Origin of the sequence: Arsenicicoccus dermatophilus, assembly GCF_022568795.1 — a bacterium.
Classification (GTDB): domain Bacteria; phylum Actinomycetota; class Actinomycetes; order Actinomycetales; family Dermatophilaceae; genus Arsenicicoccus; species Arsenicicoccus dermatophilus.
This window is the reverse complement of sequence record NZ_JAKZHU010000001.1, coordinates 2,026,278-2,048,252: the sequence shown is the minus strand read 5'-3', so window position 1 is coordinate 2,048,252 and position 21,975 is coordinate 2,026,278. Positions and strand designations below refer to the sequence as shown.

Annotated in this window: 17 protein-coding genes; 14 read left to right on the top strand and 3 right to left on the bottom strand. The window is 74.2% G+C overall.

Annotated elements, in window-relative coordinates; all coding sequences use genetic code 11:
- Positions 1-214: 214 nt before the first annotated feature.
- From MM438_RS09480 to MM438_RS09465, 4 genes are all read left to right on the top strand, one after another.
- Positions 215-592 carry a YkvA family protein gene (locus MM438_RS09480; RefSeq protein ID WP_241452214.1) on the top strand — a complete coding sequence of 126 codons (378 nt, stop codon included), beginning with the start codon at positions 215-217 and terminating at the stop codon, positions 590-592.
- Positions 593-713: 121 nt separating this feature from the next.
- Positions 714-1,952: a DUF4192 domain-containing protein gene (locus MM438_RS09475; RefSeq protein ID WP_241452213.1), complete on the top strand. Its 1,239-nt coding sequence runs from the start codon at positions 714-716 to the stop codon at positions 1,950-1,952.
- A 54-nt stretch (positions 1,953-2,006) separates the two neighbouring features.
- Complete coding sequence (locus tag MM438_RS09470; RefSeq protein ID WP_241452212.1) at positions 2,007-2,399, top strand: universal stress protein; 393 nt, start codon at positions 2,007-2,009, stop codon at positions 2,397-2,399.
- Positions 2,400-2,598: 199 nt separating this feature from the next.
- Positions 2,599-4,326, top strand: a complete 1,728-nt coding sequence (locus MM438_RS09465; RefSeq protein ID WP_241452211.1) for an RNA polymerase sigma factor — start codon at positions 2,599-2,601, stop codon at positions 4,324-4,326.
- A gap of 116 nt (positions 4,327-4,442) precedes the next feature.
- Here the strand turns inward: MM438_RS09465 and MM438_RS09460 are convergent, their stop codons facing one another.
- From MM438_RS09460 to MM438_RS09450, 3 genes are read right to left on the bottom strand one after another with little or no spacing between them, the layout of a single operon-like run.
- Positions 4,443-6,767, bottom strand: a complete 2,325-nt coding sequence (locus MM438_RS09460; RefSeq protein WP_241452210.1) for a transglutaminase TgpA family protein — start codon at positions 6,765-6,767, stop codon at positions 4,443-4,445.
- Entirely contained in the window at positions 6,764-8,008 is a 1,245-nt protein-coding gene (locus MM438_RS09455) for a DUF58 domain-containing protein (RefSeq protein ID WP_241452209.1), read from the bottom strand. Before MM438_RS09455 ends, MM438_RS09460 begins: the two co-directional genes overlap by 4 nt.
- 10 nt (positions 8,009-8,018) lie before the next feature.
- Positions 8,019-9,008, bottom strand: a complete 990-nt coding sequence (locus MM438_RS09450) for an AAA family ATPase (protein WP_241452208.1) — start codon at positions 9,006-9,008, stop codon at positions 8,019-8,021.
- 528 nt (positions 9,009-9,536) lie between these two features.
- On the opposite strand from MM438_RS09450, the gene mraZ reads away from it, so the two are divergent.
- The 10 genes from mraZ to murC all read left to right on the top strand — a co-directional run bounded on the left by mraZ (position 9,537) and on the right by murC (position 21,948).
- Positions 9,537-9,968 carry a division/cell wall cluster transcriptional repressor MraZ gene (gene mraZ / locus MM438_RS09445; RefSeq protein ID WP_241452207.1) on the top strand — a complete coding sequence of 144 codons (432 nt, stop codon included), beginning with the start codon at positions 9,537-9,539 and terminating at the stop codon, positions 9,966-9,968.
- Between the two features lie 179 nt (positions 9,969-10,147).
- Positions 10,148-11,194 carry a 16S rRNA (cytosine(1402)-N(4))-methyltransferase RsmH gene (rsmH, locus tag MM438_RS09440; RefSeq protein WP_241452206.1) on the top strand — a complete coding sequence of 349 codons (1,047 nt, stop codon included), beginning with the start codon at positions 10,148-10,150 and terminating at the stop codon, positions 11,192-11,194.
- Positions 11,191-11,745: a cell division protein FtsL gene (ftsL, locus tag MM438_RS09435; protein WP_241452205.1), complete on the top strand. Its 555-nt coding sequence runs from the start codon at positions 11,191-11,193 to the stop codon at positions 11,743-11,745. Before rsmH ends, ftsL begins: the two co-directional genes overlap by 4 nt.
- A 99-nt stretch (positions 11,746-11,844) precedes the next feature.
- Complete coding sequence (locus MM438_RS09430; RefSeq protein ID WP_241452204.1) at positions 11,845-13,824, top strand: peptidoglycan D,D-transpeptidase FtsI family protein; 1,980 nt, start codon at positions 11,845-11,847, stop codon at positions 13,822-13,824.
- 11 nt (positions 13,825-13,835) lie between these two features.
- On the top strand, positions 13,836-15,458 hold the full coding sequence (locus MM438_RS09425; protein WP_241452203.1) for a UDP-N-acetylmuramoyl-L-alanyl-D-glutamate--2,6-diaminopimelate ligase: 1,623 nt from the start codon (positions 13,836-13,838) through the stop codon (positions 15,456-15,458).
- On the top strand, positions 15,455-16,537 hold the full coding sequence (gene mraY / locus MM438_RS09420) for a phospho-N-acetylmuramoyl-pentapeptide-transferase (RefSeq protein WP_241452202.1): 1,083 nt from the start codon (positions 15,455-15,457) through the stop codon (positions 16,535-16,537). Before MM438_RS09425 ends, mraY begins: the two co-directional genes overlap by 4 nt.
- Positions 16,537-18,045 (top strand): UDP-N-acetylmuramoyl-L-alanine--D-glutamate ligase, encoded by a 1,509-nt coding sequence (gene murD / locus MM438_RS09415; protein ID WP_241452201.1) that lies wholly within the window; start codon positions 16,537-16,539, stop codon positions 18,043-18,045. Before mraY ends, murD begins: the two co-directional genes overlap by 1 nt.
- Positions 18,042-19,289 carry a peptidoglycan glycosyltransferase FtsW gene (locus MM438_RS09410; protein WP_241452200.1) on the top strand — a complete coding sequence of 416 codons (1,248 nt, stop codon included), beginning with the start codon at positions 18,042-18,044 and terminating at the stop codon, positions 19,287-19,289. Before murD ends, MM438_RS09410 begins: the two co-directional genes overlap by 4 nt.
- Positions 19,286-20,485 (top strand): undecaprenyldiphospho-muramoylpentapeptide beta-N-acetylglucosaminyltransferase, encoded by a 1,200-nt coding sequence (gene murG / locus MM438_RS09405; RefSeq protein ID WP_241452199.1) that lies wholly within the window; start codon positions 19,286-19,288, stop codon positions 20,483-20,485. The genes MM438_RS09410 and murG overlap by 4 nt, the downstream gene beginning before the upstream one ends.
- The gene (gene murC / locus MM438_RS09400) at positions 20,482-21,948 is read left to right on the top strand and encodes a UDP-N-acetylmuramate--L-alanine ligase (RefSeq protein WP_241452198.1); all 1,467 of its coding nucleotides are present in this window, start codon (positions 20,482-20,484) and stop codon (positions 21,946-21,948) included. Before murG ends, murC begins: the two co-directional genes overlap by 4 nt.
- Positions 21,949-21,975 lie beyond the last annotated feature (27 nt).

The following is a 21,975-nucleotide window of genomic DNA, read 5'->3' as shown; positions in this document are numbered from 1 at the left end:
TCCCGGTCGGGCGCCCCGACCTGACCGGCGCGGCGCCGGGGACCCTCCCGCGGGGAATCCTCCGGCGCCGCGCCGTGGTGCACCACGCGGGCGCGGCCCCGGGGGCCCGACCGCCGACCCTGGCGCGCAGAGACCCCGCTGCCGGTGAGCCCCGCGACACCGCGCCCGGCGATGTCGCGGCCGGCGCCGGCGGCACGAGAGCAGGGAGATCCTCATGATTCGCCGTCGCACCCGCGTGACCTCGCTGCGGGACGTCGCCCAGGCCGCCCGCGCCGCCCGCCGTCCGGGCTCCCCCGGCTGGCTCGAGCGGGTGCGGTCGATGCCGCGCCTGGTCCAGGCGATGAGCAGCGGGGAGTATGCCGGCGCCTCGATGGGGACGGTGGCGGCGATGGCCGGGGCGCTGGCCTACGTCGTCAGCCCGGTCGACCTCGTGCCGGAGGCCGTCGTACCGCTGCTGGGGATCGGGGACGACACCCTGGTCCTGGCCTGGCTGGCCGCCCAGCTGGTCTCGGTCACCGAGGACTTCCTCGGCTGGGAGAAGTCCCGCGACGACGGCCCCGGGGGCCCGGTGCCGGGTCACGTCATCCGCTGAGCTGCAGGTTCCCGGTCGTCCCCAGCCGCAGTCGGGCCGGCGCCAGGATCTGCGCGGCGCCGTCCACAGGCGACGGGTGCCCCCCTCGACCGCAGGTCGCCGCCGCGGCAGGGTCGGACGTATGTCGACCTCCGCCCCTCCTGCCGACCGTCCCGCCCTGACCGCCGTCGTCCGCGACGTCGGGCAGCTGGTGACCGTGGTGCCCTACGTGCTCGGGTTCACCCCCTCCGACAGCCTCGTGGTCCTCGGGCTGCGCTCCCGGCCGGGTGCCCGCCGCCCCACGATCGGCCCGGCCGTCCGGATCGACCTCCACGACCCCGCCGGCGACCCGCAGCCCCTCCGTGCAGGACCGGCCTGGGACGCCGTGGCCGTCCGGATGCTCCCGCACGTGGACGAGGTGGTCCTCGTGGCCTTCACCGACCGTGCCGGTCCCGGGGCGGGCAGGGGCGTGGCCCTGGGCGGGTCCCCGCGGGAGGCATCGTCGCCGGATCCCCTCTCGGTCGCCGAGGCCGAGCAGCTGCTCGCCGAGCTGCTCGCCCTGGCCACCGCCGCCGGGACCCAGGTCCGTGACGCGGTGATGGTCAGCGGCGGCACGTGGTGGCCGGTGACCTGTGACGATCCCGTGTGCTGCCCGCGGGACCCGGTGGCCCTGCCCCGGCCGGAGCAGGTCCCCGCCGTCACCGAGCTGGTGGTGGCGGGGGAGGCCCCGGCCGCGACGCGCGAGGCCCGCCTGGCCGGGACGCGTCCGGACCGGGATCACCCGGTGGCGCGTGCGGTGGCCCGGACGCTCGGGCGGGCACCCACGTCGGGCACCGCCCGGCCAGGGCCGCCGTCCCCCGAGGACGTCGAGGCCGGGCTGCGTGCCTGGCGGGTCCTGCTCGGGTTGGGCGGGAGCGCCTGCGTCGCCGTCGACGGCGGTGGCTCCGGCGACGTCGAGCAGGTCGCCGGGCTGGTGGCGGCGGCGGTGCACGCCATCGAGGACGTCCACGTGCGCGACGGGATCTACGCCTGGGTCGTGCCGGGTCTGTGCTCCCCGGACGACGTCCGGGCAGACGTGCGGGAGACGTGCCGGGCGGTCCTGGGATCACCGGTCCGTCGGGACCACCGAGAGCTGCGTCGCTCGCTGGGGCGGCGGCTCCTCGACGTGGCACGGGTGCTGCCGGACGACCATGCCGCGCCCACCCTGACCGCGGCCGCGGTGGTGGCCTGGTCCTTGGACGACCACATGGTCGCCACCGCGGCCTGCGAGCGGGCGCTGACCTGCGACCCGGGCTACGGCATGGCCCGGCTGACGATGTCCGCGCTGCGCGGGCTGGCGAGGTTCGACGAGGTGGTGGGGGGCTTCCGCCGCATGAGATAGGTTGCTGCCGTCCAGCGGGGGATCCCGCCGTCACCACCCCTTTCGAGGAGCACCATGACCGTCGTCGTCGGGCTCATGGCCACGCCCGAGGGGCGGGCCGCGCTGGAGCGCGCCGCGGACGAGGCCGTCGTCCGGTCCCTGCCCCTCGTCCTGGTCGAGACCGCCCGCCCCGCTCCGGACGAGGAGAGCCGGGCCGTGCTGGAGTCCCTCGTCGCCGAGCTCACGGCCACCGTGCAGGCCAGCGGGCTCGCCGTCGAGCGCCGCCGCCCCGAGGGCAAGGACCTGGCCGAGCAGCTCGTCGGCGTGGCCGAGGTCACCCAGGCCAGCTGCCTGGTGATCGGCCTGCGTCGTCGTTCACCGGTCGGCAAGCTCATCCTGGGGTCGAGCGCACAGCGCATCCTCCTGGACGCCACCTGCCCGGTCCTGACCGTCAAGCCGGTCCGCTGAGCGGCCGTGGAGCCCACTCGTGGGCTCCACGGCGTTATAATGGCGGGCACAGCGCATCGGAGGCTCCGGTCAGCCCCTCGCAGTCCCTGCCACGCCAGGCTGCACCAGCCCATCGCGCACCAGCCGTCTGTGGTCCCGTGCGTCCGTCGTCCGACGTCGTCCTGGGCCCCTCGTCATCGTCATACGACGAAAGGTTGTTGTGACCACCGTTCCCAACGCAGCCTCCCTGCCTCCTGAGTTCGCCCACCCTGCCCTCCAGGCCCTCCTGGAGATCGGCGCGAGCAAGGGGTCGATCGACTCCCAGCAGCTCGGTGCCGCCCTGAGCGAGGTGGCTCTGGAGCCACGGCGGATGAAGGCCGTGCTGCGCGCCATCGACGCCGCCGGCATCACCGTCACCCTGGACCCCGACCACGCCCGCGCCGTGGCGGCCACCACCGGCGCGCGGTCCACGTCCACCCGCAAGGCTGCCGCCAAGAAGTCTTCGGCCAGGAAGTCCGCGACCAAGGCCGCCCCAGGCGCGGACACGACGGACGAGAGCGCCCCGGCGACCAGGACCACCACCCGCAAGGCCCCGGCCAAGAAGGCCACGACCACCCGGGCGGCCGCCTCCGCGGCCGAGAAGCCCGCTCCGGTCAAGAAGGCCACGACCAAGAAGGCCGCCGCGAAGAAGGCCGCCGCGAAGGACGGTGACGCGGTCGCCGCCGGCGTGGCCAGCGGCGGCGACGACGTGCAGGACGTCGACCCCGAGGCGTTGGAGGAGGTCGACCTCGAGGCGGACCTCGTCGAGGTCGTCACCGAGAGCCCCGACGAGGGGTCCGCAGAGGCGCCCGAGGACGTCGAGGAGTCGGACGACGCCGACGAGGACCCGGCCGTCGGGGCCGGGGATCCCAAGGCCACCAAGGTTGCGGCCAAGGGCGGCAAGAAGGCCGAGGCCGAGGAGGAGACCACCGACGGTGGCTTCGTCTACCGCGAGGACGACGAGGACGACGCCCCGCCGCAGCAGGTCGTCACCGCGGGTGCCACCGCAGACCCGGTCAAGGACTACCTCAAGCAGATCGGCAAGGTGGCCCTCCTCAACGCCGAGCAGGAGGTCGAGCTCGCCAAGCGGATCGAGGCCGGCCTGTTCGCCGAGGAGCGGCTCAACTCCGGCGACAAGATCGACATGAAGCTCAAGCGCGAGCTGTGGTGGATCGCCCAGGACGGCAAGCGGGCCAAGAACCACCTGCTCGAGGCCAACCTTCGCCTCGTGGTCTCCCTGGCCAAGCGCTACACCGGGCGCGGCATGCTCTTCCTGGACCTGATCCAGGAGGGCAACCTCGGCCTGATCCGCGCGGTCGAGAAGTTCGACTACACCAAGGGCTACAAGTTCTCGACGTACGCCACCTGGTGGATCCGCCAGGCCATCACCCGCGCCATGGCCGACCAGGCCCGCACCATCCGCATCCCGGTGCACATGGTCGAGGTCATCAACAAGCTCGCCCGCGTCCAGCGGCAGATGCTCCAGGACCTCGGCCGCGAGCCCACCCCGGAGGAGCTCGCCAAGGAGCTCGACATGACCCCCGAGAAGGTCGTCGAGGTCCAGAAGTACGGCCGCGAGCCCATCTCGCTTCACACCCCCCTGGGCGAGGACGGCGACAGCGAGTTCGGTGACCTCATCGAGGACTCCGAGGCCGTCGTGCCTGCGGACGCGGTGAGCTTCACGCTGCTGCAGGAGCAGCTCCACTCGGTCCTCGACACCCTCTCCGAGCGGGAGGCCGGCGTGGTGTCCATGCGCTTCGGCCTCACCGACGGGCAGCCCAAGACGCTCGACGAGATCGGCAAGGTGTACGGCGTGACGCGCGAGCGCATCCGCCAGATCGAGTCCAAGACGATGTCCAAGCTGCGCCATCCCTCTCGCTCCCAGGTGCTCCGGGACTACCTGGACTGAGCAGCCCGACGCCGCCGAGAGTCCGGTCGACCCCCTGGGGACGGCCGGACTCTCGGCCTACCCGGGTCTGGCCCGGACCGGGCGCCTCGCCGGGGCCGCCCCCGCAGGCACGGGGGTCAGCGCAGTCGGCCCGCCCGGGGGAGCAGCACGGCACGGACCCGATCGCCGAGGGTCCGGGTGGCGCCGACGCCGCGCAGGACCGTCCGGGCGTCGCGCTCCACCTGGGTCGGTGACGCGCTCACCCCCGGCGGGGCATATCGGGCACGCTCCACCGCCCCGAGGACCCGGGACAGGGCCCGCTTGGTCTCGGGCGACAGCATGGGGTGCGCCTCGTAGTGCTCGCGCAGGGTCCGCGGGGTCGTCCCCGGCGGCGGAGGCATCCCGAGGTCGGCGAGCTGCTCGGCCAGGATCGCCCAGCGCACCTCCACCTCGGCGGGAGCCGTGCCCGCGGCCCGCAGGCGGCGCCGCCGCGAGGCCGCGGCCCGCACGGGGGTGGTCAGCAGGGCCGCAGCCACCAGAGCGAGCAGCCCCAGCGCGACGAGACGGTCGCGGGTGAACCACGCAAGCACCTGATCGGCCAGGCCCTGGCCGGTCCGGGAGGTCGCGGTCGGGGTGGCGGTCGGCCGGCGGTCGGGCCGGGTGGGTCGGGCCCGCGGCTCGTCGGCGGGCCCGGACGGAGCCGCCGTCTGCGGGGGGTTGGCCCAGGTCGGGGGCAGCCCCGCGCGCCCCCCCGGGGTGGGCTCGAAGCGGGTCCAGCCCACGCCCGGCAGCATCAGCTCGGGCCAGGCGTGGGCATCGGATGCCCGCACGAGGTGCGTCCCGTCGGGCAGCTGGCTGCCGGGCAGGAAACCGAGCACCACTCGCGCGGGGATGCCCTCGGTGCGCGCCATCAGCGCCATGGCCGTGGCGTACTGCACGCAGTAGCCGCGGCGGGTCCGCAGGAAGTGGGTGACCGCGTCGGGGGTGGTGCCCTGCGCGCGCTCCTGCGGGGTGACCGGCGGCAGCGTCAGGGTGTACGTGAAGGCGGGGGAGCGCAGGTACTGCTGGATGGCGATCGCCTTGGCGTAGGCGCTGTCCCGCGGCCCGTACGCGGCCGGGGCCGACTCCAGCACCCGGCGGGTGGCGTCGGAGACCGCCCTCTCGGACGCTTGGTCCACCGTCAGGTCGACCGGGTCGACTGTGGTCGCGAGCACGTCGGAGCTCGCGGCGACGCGGGTGCGCTCCTGGAGCTGCTTGGGGGTGAGCGTCGGGACGGCATAGCTGACGACATACCGGTCGGGGCGCCGCACGATGGCGACGAGGCCGGTGGCGTCGTCCCGGCGCCAGGGGACCTCGGTGTCGACGTGAAGCGGCAGCGCGGGGACCGCCAGCTGTGGCGGGTGCAGCGAGGTGTTGTCGAAGAGCTCGGACCGGGCGACGGTATGGGGCAGGGCCGGATCGACGCCGGTCGGCAGCGGCAGCAGCCCCCGCGGGGACGGGACCGCGGCAGACGTCGCCACGACCCGGGCGGTGCGCCAGTGGCCACCCGCGTACTCGCGCGCGACGGCCACGGCGAGCGGTGGCGGGTCCTGGTCCCCGGTCGTGCGGTAGCGCAGGATCGGACGCGGGTCGCGCGAGCCCAGGCTGCGGGCCACGTCGACGTCCGTGGCGAAGCTGATCGCGGGTCCTGCCTCCCGGACCTGCCGTCCGAGCTCCCGCCCGAGGAAGCGGGTCGGCACGGGCGGCAAGGACAGCTGCACCGCCACGGCGGCGGCGACGGCGAGCGCCGCGAGGACCCGGCCCGCGCGCGCGAAGCCGGCCTCGGGTCGGGCGGTGCCGACCGACCCTCGTGCCCGGCCCTCGAGCAGGCTGGGGGTCACCGTGCTCCAGTGCTCCAGCCGCGAGCGCTGCTGCTCGACCAGGAGCAGCAGCCAGGTCAGCGCGAGGGCGGCGAAGTAGCGCAGGGGCAGGGCACCCGCGGTGTTGACGATGGAGACGAGGGAGACGAGCAGGAGGGGGAAGCCTGCCAGCGTGGCGGCCCGGCGGGCGACGACCAGGTGGTCGACGACGACGGCGACCAGGCCCCCCAGGGCTCCGATGGTCATCACCAGACCCGGCGTGGCGGGGGCGGGAGCGGCATAGCTGCGGATCGTCGTGGCTGCCTGCGCGGCGCCGGCGACGAGCCGGGCGGGCAGGTCGGGGCCCGGCAGGCCGTAGGGCCCGGACCCCAGCCCGTGCAGCAGCGTCACCGCCACGACCAGCGCGAGGACCTGGGCCAGCACCACGATCCAGGCGGGGGTCCGCAGGGCCCGCGACGTCAGGCCGGTGACGGCCACCACGGCCAGGGCGACCAGCGTCGGGTTGATCCAGGCCGTGCCCCGCAGCAGCGTCTCGATCGGCCACAGGGCGACGGCCACCGTGAGCACCGCCAGGAGGGTCTCCAGCGGGCGGACGCGTCTCATCGCCGACCCCCGCAGGACGCAGCCTCGCGCCAGCACTCCCCGGGGGTGGCGCCGCGACCCGCGACGGCTGCCCGCCAGCCGTAGGCCCGCAGCCCGTCGGCCACCTGGGCCGCGGCCCCCGCCACGGGGGCCGGGCCCCCGCGCCGGCGGGCGGCCTCACCGCCCCGCTCCGCGGAGTCCACGACCAGCGCCACGGCGGTCGTGCCGGGGCGTCGCGCGACGGCGAGGGCGGCCAGGCCCTCGGGGTCGGCGCCCAGCACGGCCACCACGAGACCGGCCGTCCCACGCCCGACGGCCCGGGCGCCGTGCTCGAGCGGGACATCGCTCGTGGTCGCCCGGGCCAGGCGGTCCAGGGCCGCGTCCAGGGTGACCGGATGCTCCTGGTCGGCGGCGGGATCGGTGATCAGGCTGACGTCATACCCGTGCTGCTGGAGATGGGCCACGACCGACGCCGCCGCCACCACCGCCCACTCGAAGGACGCCTGCGGCCCCTCCCCGGCGTGGGCGGAGGGGCGTCGGTCGAGCAGCACGACGGCTCGGCGCCGCGAGGGCTGCTCCTCCTGCCGCACCATCAGCGAGCCCGTGTGGGCGCTCGCTGCCCAGTGGATCCGCCGCAGCTCGTCGCCCTGGCGGTAGGGACGGATCGTCACGTCGTCCTCGCCGTGCAGGGCCACGGTGTCGGCGACCTCCTCGTCCCGGCCCTGACCGGACCCGGGGACGCCCCCCTCGGCGAGGGGCAGCACCTGCGGGACGACCAGCACCCGGTGGGTCCCGGTGCCCCGGGTCAACCGGCTGGTCAGCCCGAAGGGATCGCGCGCCCGCACCGACAGCGGGCCGAGCTGGTGCTCGCCGCGCATGGACCCTCGGACGGGATAGACCACAACCCGCGAGGACCGGGGAGCCATCGGGGAGAGCACGAACCGCGGCCGGTCCCCGAGGGCATAGCCCAGCTGCTCCTGCGCGACGACGAAGGGCGACCGCCAACGGCCACCGTGGCGCACCGTCAACCGGACCGTGCCGTGCTCGCCGACGGTGAGCCGCGAGGGGGTGACCGTCCGCTCCACCTGCACCCACCCGGCGGGCCGGCGCACCAGCAGCCAGGCCACGAGGGTGAGCAGCCCGAGCAGCAGCCCCAGCCGCACCAGGTCCCCGAGCCCCAGGACCAGACCGGCAGCGAGCAGCACCACGCCGGCAGCCACGAAGGACTGCCCGCGCGTCGTCAGCACCCCGGCCCGGCGCACCGTCGTCCGCTCAGCGCCGGCGCCGGCTCGCGACGCCCGCCACGGGGACCGAGCGCAGGAGCTGGTCGATGGCGTCGGCCGCGGCGTCCGGCCCGGCGGCCGAACCACCGGTCGGCATGACCCGGTGCGCCAGCACGGGTATGGCGAGGGCCTGGACGTCGTCGGGCAGGACGTGGTCGCGCCCGTCGACGGCGGCGCTCGCCCGGGCGGCGCGCAGCAGGTGCAGGGCGGCGCGGGGCGAGGCACCCAGCCGCAGGGAGGAGGTCGTCCGGGTCGCCCGCACGAGGTCCACGACATACTGCTGGACCGGCTCGGCCGCGTGCAGGAGACGCACGGCCTCGACGCAGTCCTGCACGGTCCGGGCGTCGGTGACCGGCGCCAGCTCGCGCAGCGGCAGGTGCTCGCCGTGGGACCGCAGCATCGCCAGCTCGGCGTCCGCCGTCGGGTAGCCCATGGACAGGCGTGCCATGAACCGGTCGCGCTGCGCCTCGGGCAGGGGATAGGTCCCCTCCATCTCGATGGGGTTCTGCGTCGCGATGACCATGAACGGGCGCGGCAGCGGCATGGTCTCGCCGTCCGCCGTCACCTGGGCCTCCTCCATGGCCTCCAGGAGCGCGGACTGGGTCTTGGGGGAGGCGCGGTTGATCTCGTCGCCGATCACGACGTTGGCGAAGACCGCGCCCGGGCGGAACTCGAAGGTCCGGGTCTCCTGGTTGAACACCGAGACGCCGGTGATGTCGCTGGGGAGCAGGTCCGGGGTGAATTGCACCCGGCGGACCGCGGTGTCCATGGCCGCCGCGAGGGACTTGGCCAGCATCGTCTTGCCGACCCCGGGGACGTCCTCGAGCAGCAGGTGGCCACCGGCGAGCAGGACCGTCACGGCCGTGCGCACCTGCTGGTCCTTGCCCTCGATGACCGTGCCGACCGCCAGGTGGAGTCGGTGGGCGACGTCCGCCACGTCGTCGGGCTCCGGCCGCCACCCCTGGCTCGGACGGGTCACGCTGCCTCCTCGATCGAGCGTCCGGGCCCGGCCCCCGGGACGCGTCACCCCACTCTAGGGGCAGGGGCCGGACCGGGGAGCCGGAGACCGGTGACCGCCGCGGGGCCCTGGCGCACCCCGGCCGGCGGCACCGGACCGGACCCGACCGGCACGGGGGTCCGCCGTCCTCCCCACCGTTCCCCACCGAGGGTCCCCGGAGCTCCCCATCGTCCCCCACCACGGCCCGGTGAGGGGACCGCAGTGGGGTCGGGGGTCGTCCTGCGCCGTCGCATCTGGGCTCGTCGGGGGCATATGTCCTGGTCTGGGTCGATCCTGGGAGCAAACTGTGCATCTGCTCCCACCCCACTTCGCCCCACCGGCTCTGACCAGCAGAAATATCAGGAAGGCAACAGACTTTCCGGCAAATCTCCCCCGGGGTGGTGGAGGGTGGAGTAAAGTGGGGGATAGCAGAGGGTGATGGAGTGGCCACCGCGCGTGGGGGCCGCCGCCCATGGGCACGACCCGGACCGAGGGAGGGGAGATGAGCCGATGTTCCTCGGGACGCACACCCCTCGGATGGACGACAAGGGCCGCCTCTTCCTCCCCGCCAAGTTCCGCGAGCGGATGGCCGACGGGCTCGTCGTCACCCGAGGGCAGGAGCGCTGCCTCTACGTCTTTCCCATGGACGAGTTCGTCCGGGTCTCCCAGCAGCTGCGGACCGCGCCCATGACGAGCAAGGCGGCCCGTGACTACCTGCGCGTGTTCCTGTCCGGGGCCTCCGACGAGACGCCCGACAAGCAGGGACGCATCACCATCCCCGCCAACCTGCGCGAGTACGCCGGACTCAGCCGCGAGTGCACCGTCATCGGGGCGGGCGACCGCGTCGAGGTGTGGGACACCACGGCCTGGGACCGCTACCTCGCCGCGACCGAGCAGGCCTTCAGCGACCAGGCCGAGGAGGTGGTCCCCGGACTCCTGTGACCCCCTGCGGTTCGGCCTCCACCCGCTCCCCGTGCCCCGAGGCACCTTCCCCGGCAACGGGACACGTCGAGCGGAGCGGTTGGGGACCGGACCACAGGGTCCACACCCGAGGACCACCTCCCAGCGAGCCGGCACCCCACCACCACCCACCCGCACACCCACCCGAGAGGAGGCACCCGATGACCGAGCAGCAGCGCACCGGCGCCGAGGGACGGCACGTCCCGGTCCTGCGCGACCGCATCCTGGACCTGCTCGAGCCGGCGCTCACCGCCACCGCCGCGGTGCCGACCCCGGTCCACGTGGACGGGACCCTGGGGATGGGTGGCCATGCCGAGGCGGTCCTGGAGCGCTTCCCCGACGTCGTACTGGTCGGGATCGACCGGGACACCGAGGCGCTGCGCCTCGCGGGGGAGCGGCTGGCTCGCTTCGGCGAGCGCGTGCACCTCGTCCACGCGACCTACGACCAGGTCGGGGTGGTCCTGGCCGACCTCGGCCTGCCGGGCGCCCAGGGGATCCTGCTGGACCTGGGGGTCTCCTCCCTGCAGCTGGACGAGGAGGACCGGGGCTTCGCCTACCGGGTCGACGCCCCCCTGGACATGCGGATGGACCAGACGGAGGGCATCACCGCCGCCGAGGTCCTCAACACCTATGCCCACGGCGACCTCGCGCGCGTCCTGCGGGTGTATGGCGAGGAGCGCTTCGCCAAGCAGATCGCCTCCGCCGTGGTCCGGGAGCGGGAGAAGCAGGCGTTCACCACCTCCGGGCGTCTGGTGGAGCTGTTGCGCCGGGTCATCCCGATGGCCTCGCAGCGGCAGGGTGGTCACCCCGGCAAGCGGACCTTCCAGGCGCTGCGGATCGAGGTCAACGGCGAGCTCGAGTCGCTGGAGGCCGCGCTGCCCGCCGCCGTCGACGCGCTCGCGGTCGGTGGCCGGCTCGCCGTCCTGTCCTACCACTCGCTCGAGGACCGGCTCACCAAGCAGGTGCTGGCGGCCGGTGCCCGGAGCACGGCACCCCCGGGCCTGCCGGTCGAGCTGCCGGAGCACGCGCCATACCTGCGCCTGCTCACCCGAGGTGCCGAGGAGCCGAGCGAGCAGGAGACCGCCGCCAATCCTCGGGCCGCCTCCGCCAAGCTGCGCGCCGCCGAGCGGCTGCGCCCCAGTCCCGCCACCAGCCCCCACCAGCCCAGCCCGACTCGGAAGCCCCGCCGGAACGGAGTTCCCTCATGAGCCTCCTGCAGCCTCTCGCCCCTCGTCCGAGCGGGGCCCGGGTCGCCGAGAGCCCCCCGCAGCGCCCGCACCTGGAGGTCGTGCGCCAGGCCCGGCGACGCGCCACCCAGGTGCCCTTCGTGGTCCTGGGCGCGACCCTGCTGACCCTCGGGCTGCTGGCGCTGCTCGTGCTCAACCTCACCCTGTCCCAGGGCTCCTTCCAGCTGCACGACCTCCGGGAGCGCTCCGCGGCGCTCAAGGACACCTCGATCGCGCTGCGCCAGGACCTCAACGCCGTCTCCTCGCCGGGCACCCTCGCCACCAAGGCTGTGGAGCTCGGCATGGGCCCGGCGAACGCGCCGGCCTTCCTCGACCCTGCCACCGGCACCGTGTCCGGCGTGGCGGAGGCGGCGAGCCGGACCGGCGAACTTACGGTGGTGTCGGGCAGCCAGGCCGTCGCGCCGCAGCTGCGCCCGGAGGGATCCATGGCCGCCGCGGCCGAGCAGGTCGCCGGCCTCGCGCTCGGCAACGGGCTGCTCGGCGGTCTCGCCGCGTTGCCCGCCTCCCGCTGACCATCCGCCCCGGAGCCACGACCGCCGGAGCCCGGGCCCACCCGCCGGCGGCACCGGACCTGACCGCGCCGTCGACGCACCACGAAGCGAGGTGACCGCATGCCCGCCGCCGGAGGCCCTCGGGAGCCCGGTGACCGGACCCCGCCGCGTCCCCCGCGCCTCGCGCGACCGGGGCGCCGACCGCTGCGGGACCGCAGACCCGGCGGCAGCACCCGGGTCGCCGCCTCGGGCCTGGCCACCAACCGGGCCGCGATGCACCCCACCCGTCGGGTGCGGACGATGTTCCTCGTCACGCTGCTGGTGCTCACGATCTTCGCCGCCCAGCTGGTGCGGCTGCAGGGGCTGGACGCCTCTGCCATGTCCGCCAAGGCGCTCAAGCAGCGCAGCGTGGTCCGGGTGCTCCCGGCCGCCCGTGGTCAGATCACCGACGCCGACGGCCGGGTGCTCGCGGACTCCCTGGAGCGCTACACCCTGATCGTCGACCAGGTGGCCGTCGCGGAGTACACCAAGCGGGAGGGCAGGACCAGGGTCAAGGTGGGCGCCCAGGGCGCGGCCTCCGACATCGCCCCGATCCTCGGGCTCGCCGTCGGCGACGTGCTCGGCCGCCTGTCCGGGAAGCGCCGGTGGTATCCCGTGGCCACCGACGTCACCCCGGTGGCCTGGCGCAAGATCCGCGGGCTGGGGGTCCCCGGGCTCAGCACCGAGCTGACCTCCAAGCGGTTCTACCCGGCGGGGACCTCCACCGCCTCCGTCGTCGGGGCCATGACCAAGGCCGGGGCGCCCGCCGGTGGCGTCGAGCAGCTGATGAACGCCACCCTGGCCGGCAAGCCGGGGGAGCAGACCTACGAGCGCACCCCGGCCGGGCTGCAGATCCCCACCGGCATCCAGTCCCTGCGTCCGGCGGTGCCCGGCCGCAACGTCCAGCTCACCATCGACGCCGACCTGCAGTTCGTGGCGCAGAACGCGATCTCGCAGGCGGTGATCACCCGCGAGGCCACCAACGGCTACGTGGCGGTGATGGACGTCCAGACCGCCAAGCTGCTGGCGGTGGGCAACTACCCGACCTTCGACCCCAACGACCTGTCGACGCTGGGCAAGGGCGGGACGATGTCCAACAAGGCCTTCCAGGAGCTGTTCGAGCCTGGTTCGACCGCCAAGGTGATGACCATGGCGGCGGTGCTGCAGGAGGGCGTGGCCACCCCGTCGACCCCGGTGACCGTCCCCGCCGAGCTGCCGCGCGCCGACCGGGTCTTCCACGACTCCGAGGAGCACGGGGTCCAGCAGCTCACGCTCGCCGGGGTCCTCGCCACGTCCTCCAACATGGGCACGATCCTCGCGGGCGAGAAGATCCCGGTGGACCGGCTGATGGGCTACTTCCGATCCTTCGGCCTGGGGCGCCCGACGGGCATCGGCTACCCGGGCGAGCAGCCGGGAATCGTCCCGCCCGCCCCTACCGGGTCCCAGCGCTACACCGTGATGTTCGGCCAGGGCATGAACCTCGACCTGATCCAGTCGGCGGGGGTCTACCAGACCATCGCCAACGGGGGCGTCCGGATCCCGCCCTCGCTGGTCGCGGGCCAGACGGGCGCGGACGGCAGGTTCGTCCCGGCCAAGGCACCCGAGCCCCAGCAGGTCGTCAGCCCGGGGGTCGCCAAGCAGCTCACCGAGATGATGGAGGCCGTGGTCTCCGAGGAGGGCACCGGCAAGGTCGCGGCGATCCCCGGCTACCGCGTCGCGGGCAAGACCGGCACGGCCAACCGGTACGACGAGCAGGCCGGCACCTACAAGGGCTACACGGCCTCCTTCATCGGCTTCGCCCCTGCCGACAAGCCGCGCTTCGTGGTGGCGTGCACCCTGCAGAACCCGGTGCGCGGGCACTACGGCGGCCAGACCTGCGGCCCGGTCTTCACCGAGGTGATGAAGGCCGCGCTGTCGCGCTACCAGGTCGCGCCGAGCGGCACGGAGTCGCCGAACCTGCCGGTCACCTCGGACGGATCGAGCCTCAAGCCGGAGAAGAACCAGCGGACCCGGGGCCCCCGGACCCAGACCGCGTCCCCGGTTGCGGGCGCGACGCGATAGGTTCCTGGTCCGTGGTCACCTTCCCTCGCCCCGAGTCCGTCCTGCCGGTGCCCCTGCGCGACCTGGTCGCCGACCTGGAGGAGGCGTCGCTCGTCGCGGTGACGGCGTCCGGCCCCGGCCCGGAGGCGGACGACCGGTCCGTCACGGGCGTGACCCTGGACTCCCGTCAGGTCCGTGACGGCGACCTGTATGCCGCCCTGCCGGGAGCGAACGTCCACGGCGCCCGCTTTGTGGCGCAGGCCGTGGCCGCCGGAGCCGTGGCGGTGCTCACCGACCGGGTGGGCCTCGAGCTGGCCCGCCAGGCCGGCGGCGCGTCGGACCAGGTGCTCCCGGTGGTCGTGGTCCCGGACCCGCGGGCGGCGCTGGGCCGGGCGGCCGCGCGGATCTACCGCCCTTCGGCCGGGCAGGACGCCTCGATGGCGGTCTTCGGCATCACGGGCACCAACGGCAAGACCACGACGGCCTACCTGGTCGACGGTGGGCTTCAGGCGCTGGGGCGCACGACGGGCCTGATCGGCACCGTGGAGACCCGGATCGGCGACGAGCGGATCAAGAGCGCGCGGACCACGCCGGAGGCGAGCGACCTGCAGGCGCTGCTGGCCGTGATGGCCGAGCGCGGGGTGCAGCGGTGCACGATGGAGGTGTCCAGCCATGCCCTGGTGATGCACCGGGTGGACGGGCTGGTCTACGACGTGGCGGCGTTCACCAACCTCTCCCAGGACCACCTGGACTTCCACGGGACCATGGAGGATTACTTCCTGGCCAAGGCGTCGTTGTTCACGCCCGAGCGGTGCCGCCAGGGGGTCGTGGTCGTCGACGACGCGTGGGGCGTACGCCTCGCGGCCGAGGCGACGGTGCCGGTGGTGACGGTCGCGGCCCGGCTGCCCGACGCCGACTGGCAGGTGCGGGACCTGGGCGACCAGCGCTTCGAGCTCGTCGGGCAGGGTCGGACGCTGCAGCTGCGCAGCCCGCTACCCGGAGACTTCAACCAGCTCAACACTGCCGTGGCGGCGCTGGTGCTGCACCTGGGCGGCGTCGACCTCGAGGAAGCGGCCCGCGCCGTGTGCGCGGACCCGCGTGTGCCCGGGCGGATGGAGCGGGTGGACGCGGGTGGTGACGACCCGATGGCGGTCGTCGACTTCGCGCACACCCCGGACGCCGTCGAGGCCGCGCTGGCCGCGCTCCGGTCGCAGACCGCGGGCCGGCTCGTCGCCGTGGTCGGGGCGGGCGGGTCCCGCGACGCCGGCAAGCGACCCCTGATGGGTGCGGCCGCGGCCGCCGGGGCCGACCTGGTGGTCATCACCGACGACAACCCGCGCGACGAGGACCCCGCCGCGATCCGGCAGGCCGTGGCCGCAGGCGTGGGGGCGCAGGACCGGGAGCGGGTGCAGGTGGTCGCCGGCCGGGCGGACGGCATCGCCGCCGCCGTGGCGCTGACGACCGGCCCGCAGGACACCGTGGTGGTCCTCGGCAAGGGTCACGAGCAGGGGCAGGAGGTCGCGGGGGAGATCCATCCCTTCGACGACCGGGACGAGCTGCGTCGGGCGCTGGCCCGCCGGCATACGACGAACGACGAGAGAGCAGGTGCACCTCAGGTGGACGGTCAGACCGAGCGCGGGGAGGGTCGTCCGTGAAGGCCGTCCTGATCGCCGCCACGATCTCCCTGCTCGTCGCCCTCCTGGGCACCCCGAGCTACATCAAGCTCCTGGTCCGGCGACACTACGGCCAGTTCGTCCGCGACGACGGGCCCACCTCGCACCACACCAAGCGCGGCACGCCCACGATGGGCGGGGTGATGATCATCCTGGCCTCGGCCCTCGCCTACGCGCTGGCCCACCTGCTGACCTGGTGGCCGCCCACCGCGTCCGGCCTGCTCGTGATGTTCCTGATGCTCGGTCTGGGCCTGGTCGGCTTCCTCGACGACTACATCAAGATCTCCAAGCAGCGCAGCCTGGGCCTGCGCTCCTGGCAGAAGCTCCTCGGCCAGGGCATCGTCGGCCTGATCTTCACGGTGCTCGTGCTGCGCTTCCAGAACGATGCCGGGGTGACGCCCGCGTCGACGATCATCTCGACCGTCCGCGACACCCGCTTCGACCTGGACATCAGCCCGAGCATGCCGTGGATCGGCGTGCTGCTCTTCGTGATCTGGGCCAACCTGATGATCGCGGGCACGAGCAACGGCGTGAATCTCACCGACGGCCTGGACGGCCTGGCGACGGGCGCGAGCACCATGGTGATGGCGGCCTACGTGCTGATCGGCACCTGGCAGACCAACCAGAGCTGCGCGATCAACGCCGGCCCCAAGTGCTACGAGGTGCGCGACCCGCGGGACCTCGCCGTGGTCGCTGCCTGCGTGATGGGCTCGTGCTTCGGCTTCCTGTGGTGGAACGGCTCGCCCGCCAAGATCTTCATGGGGGACACCGGCTCCCTGGCCCTGGGCGGGGCGCTGGCCGGCCTGGCCATCTGCACCCGCACCGAGCTCCTGGTCGTCATCCTCGGCGGCCTGTTCGTCCTGGAGACCCTGTCGGTCATCATCCAGGTCGGGTCCTTCAAGGCGACCCGCAAGCGCGTCTTCCGGATGGCGCCCCTGCACCACCACTTCGAGCTCCTCGGCTGGCAGGAGATCACGGTGGTCATCCGGTTCTGGATCATCGCCGGGCTCTTCGTGGCCTTCGGCATCGGACTGTTCTACGCGGAGTGGGTGGTGGGCTGATGAGTGACGGCCGTACGACGGAAGACCCGGCCTTCGACCCGGCCTACGAGCCGCGGCCCGGGCTGACCCACTCCGGCGCCGACTGGGCGGGCCTGCGGGTGCTCGTGGTCGGCCTCGGTCGCTCGGGCTTCGCCGCCGCCGACGCGCTCAACGAGCGCCGCGCCCAGGTCACGGCCTGCAGCCCGGACGTCACGGACCAGATCCGGGAGCACGCGCGGATCCTGGACATCCTCGGCGTCGACTGCCGGCTCGGCGACGACGCCCCGGACGAGATCCCCGAGGGCACCGAGCTGGTCGTGACCTCGCCCGGCGTGCCCCCGCACAACCCCCTCCTGGTCAGGGCCGCCGAGGCGGGCATCCCGGTGTGGGGCGAGGTGGAGCTGGCCTGGCGGATGCGGCCCGCGACGGGCGCCGCGCCGTGGCTGGTGGTCACCGGCACCAACGGCAAGACCACGACCGTCACGATGCTCGAGTCGATCCTGCGCCACGGCGGGGCCCGGGCCGTCGCCGCCGGCAACGTCGGCACCCCGATCATGGAGGTGATGCTCGACCCGACGCCCTACGACGTCATCGCCGTCGAGCTGAGCTCCTTCCAGCTGCACTGGCAGCGCTCCGTGTCCCCGCTCGCGTCGGCCTGCCTCAACGTCGCCCCCGACCACATCGACTGGCACGGCTCCTACGACGACTACCTTCGCGCCAAGGGTGCCGTCTACGACAAGACCCAGGTCGCCTGCGTCTACAACGTCCAGGACCCGCAGACCGAGCTGCTCGTCATGGAGGCCGACGTCGTGGAGGGCTGCCGGGCGATCGGGTTCACCGTCGGCGTGCCCGCGGTCTCCATGGTCGGGCTGGTCGAGGACGTCCTCGCCGACCGGGCCTTCGTGGAGCAGCGGCACACCTCGGCCGTCGAGCTGGGGACCCTGGCCGACCTGCGCGGCGATGCCCCGGACGTGGCCCCGCACTACGTCGCCAACGCCCTGGCGGCGGCGGCCCTCGCCCGGGCCTACGGCGTGGGTCCGATCGCGGTGCGCGACGGCCTCAAGGCCTACCGCCCCGAGGCCCACCGCATCGCCCATGTCGGGGAGGTCGACGGCGTGCGCTACGTCGACGACTCCAAGGCCACCAACCCGCACGCCGCCTCGGCGTCGCTCGCGGCCTTCGAGCACGTCGTCTGGATCGCAGGTGGTCTGCTGAAGGGCGCCGACGTCGACCAGCTGGTCGCGGACCGTGCCGACCGGCTGCGGGGCGTGGTCCTGATGGGCCGGGACCGGGAACGCATCGCCCAGGCCCTGGCCCGACACGCGCCCGACGTCCCTGTGGTCGACGTGGACAGCACGGACACTGGGGCGATGGCGCGCGTCGTGCGGGAGGCGACGTCCCTGGCCCGCCCGGGGGACGTGGTCCTCCTCGCCCCGGCGGCCGCGTCCATGGATATGTTCGCCAACTACGGCGCCCGCGGCGAGGCTTTCGTCGAGGCGGTGCGCCAGCTCGGAGGGTTCACCGCATGACCACCCGCACCGGAGCCACCAGGTCGGGCGCCGACCGCTCCGGTCGGACCAGCCAGCGGTCGCCCGAGTCCGTGCCGGCCCGCCTCGAGGCCTTCCTCGAGCGGATCGACACGCCGCTGACGACCTTCCACCTGCTGGTCAGCACCACCACGGCGCTGACGATCTTCGGCCTGGTGATGTACCTCTCCGCGTCGAGCATCCGCAGCTACGACTACTTCCTCAAGCAGCTGATGTATGCCGCGATCGGGGCCGTCCTGTGCGTCGTCGCCTCCCGGATCCCGGTGCGCGCCTGGAAGCGGCTGGCCTGGCCCGGCATCGGGCTCGCCGTGGTGCTCCAGGCCCTGATCTTCGTCCCCGGGCTGGGCGACGACTTCCAGGGCAACCGCAACTGGCTGCTCATCGGCGGGCAGCGGCTGCAGCCGTCGGAGTTCGCCAAGCTGGCGATCGTGGTGTTCGGCGCGGGCATCCTGGACCGCAAGCGCCACAAGCTCGCCAACATCTGGCACGTGATCATCCCGCTGGTGCCGGTCACCGTGCTGCTGCTCGCGCTGCAGCTGGCCGGACAGGACCTCGGGACCGGCCTCGTGCTGCTGTCGATGGTGGCCGGCATCCTCTTCGCCGCCGGTGTCCCCAGCCGGCTCTTCGCCGCCGCGGGTGCCGTCGGCGCCCTCGCCGTCCTGCTGATGACGCTGACGAGCCGCAACCGGATGGGCCGCATCAGCACCTGGCTGGGCGGCTGCACCGACATGGTCGACGTCTGCCGGCAGGTCATCAACGGGCAGTACGCCCTGGCGGACGGCGGCTGGTGGGGGCGCGGGCCCGGCATGAGCGCCGAGAAGTGGGGCTGGCTGTCGGAGTCCCGCAACGACTTCATCTTCGCCATCATCGGCGAGGAGCTGGGCATCGCGGGCACCTTCATGGTGCTGGCCCTGCTCGCCGTGCTGGCCTATGCCTGCTACCGCCTGGTCTTCCGCACCCAGGACCTCTTCGTCCGGCTCGCGACCGCCGGTGTCATGACCTGGCTGATGGTCCAGTCCTTCATCAACATGGGGGCCGTGACGGGTCTGCTGCCCGTCATCGGCGTCCCGCTGCCGCTGGTCTCCGGCGGCGGTACTGCCATGATCTCCACCCTGCTCGCGCTGGGCATGCTCATGTCCTTCGCCCGCGAGGAGCCCGGCGCGCCCGAGGCCCGGGCGCTGTCCAGGCTGCGCGCGACCACCACCGACCCGAGGAGTTCCCGATGACCACGCCCCCGTCTCCCGCCCCCGCCACCGGACCTCGTGGTCCGCGCTCGGTGGTCCTCGCCGGAGGCGGCACGGCGGGCCACGTCTCGCCGCTGCTCGCCCTCGCCGACGAGCTGCGCCGCCGCGACCCCCAGGTCCGGATCACCGTCCTCGGCACCGCGGCGGGTCTGGAGGCCCGGCTCGTCCCCCAGCGCGGCTACGACCTGCGGACGATCCCCAAGGTCGTCTTCCCCCGCAAGCCGTCCACCGCGCTGCTGCGCCTGCCCGCCTCCCTCAAGGGCGCCGTCGACGCGGCCGGGGCGGTGCTCGACGAGGTCGGCGCCGACCTGGTGGTCGGGTTCGGCGGCTATGTCTCGAGCCCGGCCTACCTCGCCGCGCGGCGTCGCGGCCTGCCGATCGTCGTCCACGAGCAGAACGTCCGCCCGGGGCTGGCCAACCGCCTGGGCGCCGCGCTGACGCCCTACGTCGCCACGACCTTCGCCGCCACCACCCTGCGCGGGGCACGCCACCTGGGGATGCCGCTGCGCCGCGAGATCACCGGGCTGGACCGGGCCGCCCTGCGCGCCGAGGCGCTGTGCCACTTCGGGCTGCGGGAGGACCGGCCGGTCGTCCTGGTGACGGGCGGGTCGAGCGGGGCCAAGCGGCTCAACGACGCCTTCGCCGCGCGGGTGCGCGAGCTGTCCGCGGCCGGGGTGCAGGTCCTGCACGTCACCGGGCGGGGCAAGAGCTTCGACCCGGAGCCGCACGACGGGGCGGCCTATGTCGTCCAGGAGTACTGCGACCGGATGGACCTGGCCTTCGCTGCCGCCGACCTGGTGGTGTCGCGCGCCGGGGCCGGCATGGTGTGCGAGCTGACAGCCGTGGGCCTTCCGGCGGTCTACGTGCCCCTGCCCATCGGCAACGGCGAGCAGCGGTTCAACGTCGCCGAGGTCGTCGCCGCCGGCGGCGGGCTCGTCGTCCCCGACGAGCAGCTGCTCCCGGAGTGGGTCGACCAGACGCTGGTGCCGCTGGTGCGCGACGGGGACCGGCTGAGCCGTATAGCGGCTGCCGCCCAGGCCGTCGGCACCCGCGACGGTGACGGCCGGCTGGCCGACCTGGTCCTGGAGGCCGCCGGCGCCAGGACCGCCGGCGCCAGGACCGCCGGCGCCGGGACCGCCGCCGCCACCGAGGTCGACGTCACGGAGACCACCCGATGAGCGCCACCGACCGCTTCGACTTCCGCGCCCCCGTCGTCCCGCTGGGGGAGCTCGGCCGGGTCCACGTCACCAACGTCGCCGGCGCCGGGATGTCCGCGGTCGCCCGGGTGCTGCTCGACCGCGGGGTCGCCGTCAGCGGTTCCGACCCCAAGGACCTGCCGATCCTGCAGGCGCTGCGCGACCAGGGCGCCGCCGTCCACGCCGGCGCCCGGCCCGACTCCGTCGCGGACGTCGACACCGTGGTGGTGTCCTCGGCCACCCGGGAGACCGACCCCGAGCTGGCCCGCGCCCGCGAGCTCGGGCTGCGGGTGCTCCACCGCTCGCAGGCGCTGGCTTCCGCGGCCACCGGCCGCCGGGTCGCCGCGGTCGCGGGCGCCAACGGCAAGACGACGGCCACCTCGATGCTGACGGCCCTGCTGGTCGACGCGGGGGAGGATCCCTCCTTCGCGATCGGCGGCGAGCTGGCCGGGCTCGGCACCAACGCCCGGGCGGCCGGTGGTGCGGCGTTCGTCATCGAGGCCGACGAGTCGGACGGCTCCTTCCTCGTCTATCACCCCGAGGTGGCGGTGGTCACCAACGTGCAGCCCGACCACCTGGACCACTACGGCACCTACGAGGCGGTCCAGGCGGCCTACCTCGACTTCGCCCGCAGCATCCGGCCCGGCGGGTTGCTCGTGGCCTGCGCCGACGACGAGGGCTCGGCCCGGCTGGCCGGCCAGGCCGCGGCCGAGGGGACGCGGGTCCTGACCTACGGCACCGACGAGGACGCCGATGTCCGGGTGCTCGGCCACACGGCGGAGGGCTTCGGCACCGTCGCCCGGGTCCGGGACGTCGACGGGACCGAGCGCGAGCTGCGCATCGCCATACCCGGGCCGCACAACGTCCTCAACGCCACCGCCGCCTTCGCCGCCGCCCACCACGGGCTGGGCGTCGACGCGGACCGGGCCGCCGCGGGCGTGGGGGCCTACACGGGCACCCGTCGCCGGTTCGAGCTCAAGGGGATCGCCGGCGGCGTGACCGTCGTGGACGACTACGCCCACAACCCCGGCAAGGTGCATGCGGTGGTGGGCACGGCGGCCGCCCTGGTCGAGGCGCCCGCCCGCGTGGTCGTGGTCTTCCAGCCGCACCTGTACTCCCGGACCGCGGACTTCGCCACCGAGCTCGGCCGGGGCCTGCGCCCCGCCGACGTGGTGGTCGTCATGGACGTCTACGCCGCGCGGGAGGACCCGGTGCCCGGGGTCTCCGGCGCCCTGGTGGCCGACGCGGTGCGGGAGCTGGTCGCCCGGGACGGGGGACCGACGTGCGAGGTGCACTACGTGCCCGAGTGGGACCAGGCCGCTCCGACGGTCGCCGGCCTAGCGCGTCCGGGTGACCTGGTGCTCACCGTCGGGGCCGGGGACGTGACCCACCTCGGTCCGCAGGTGCTCGCGCTGCTCGAGTCGTCCGGGGACCGCGACCGGTGACCCCGGCAGGTCGGGGGCGGGGAGCAC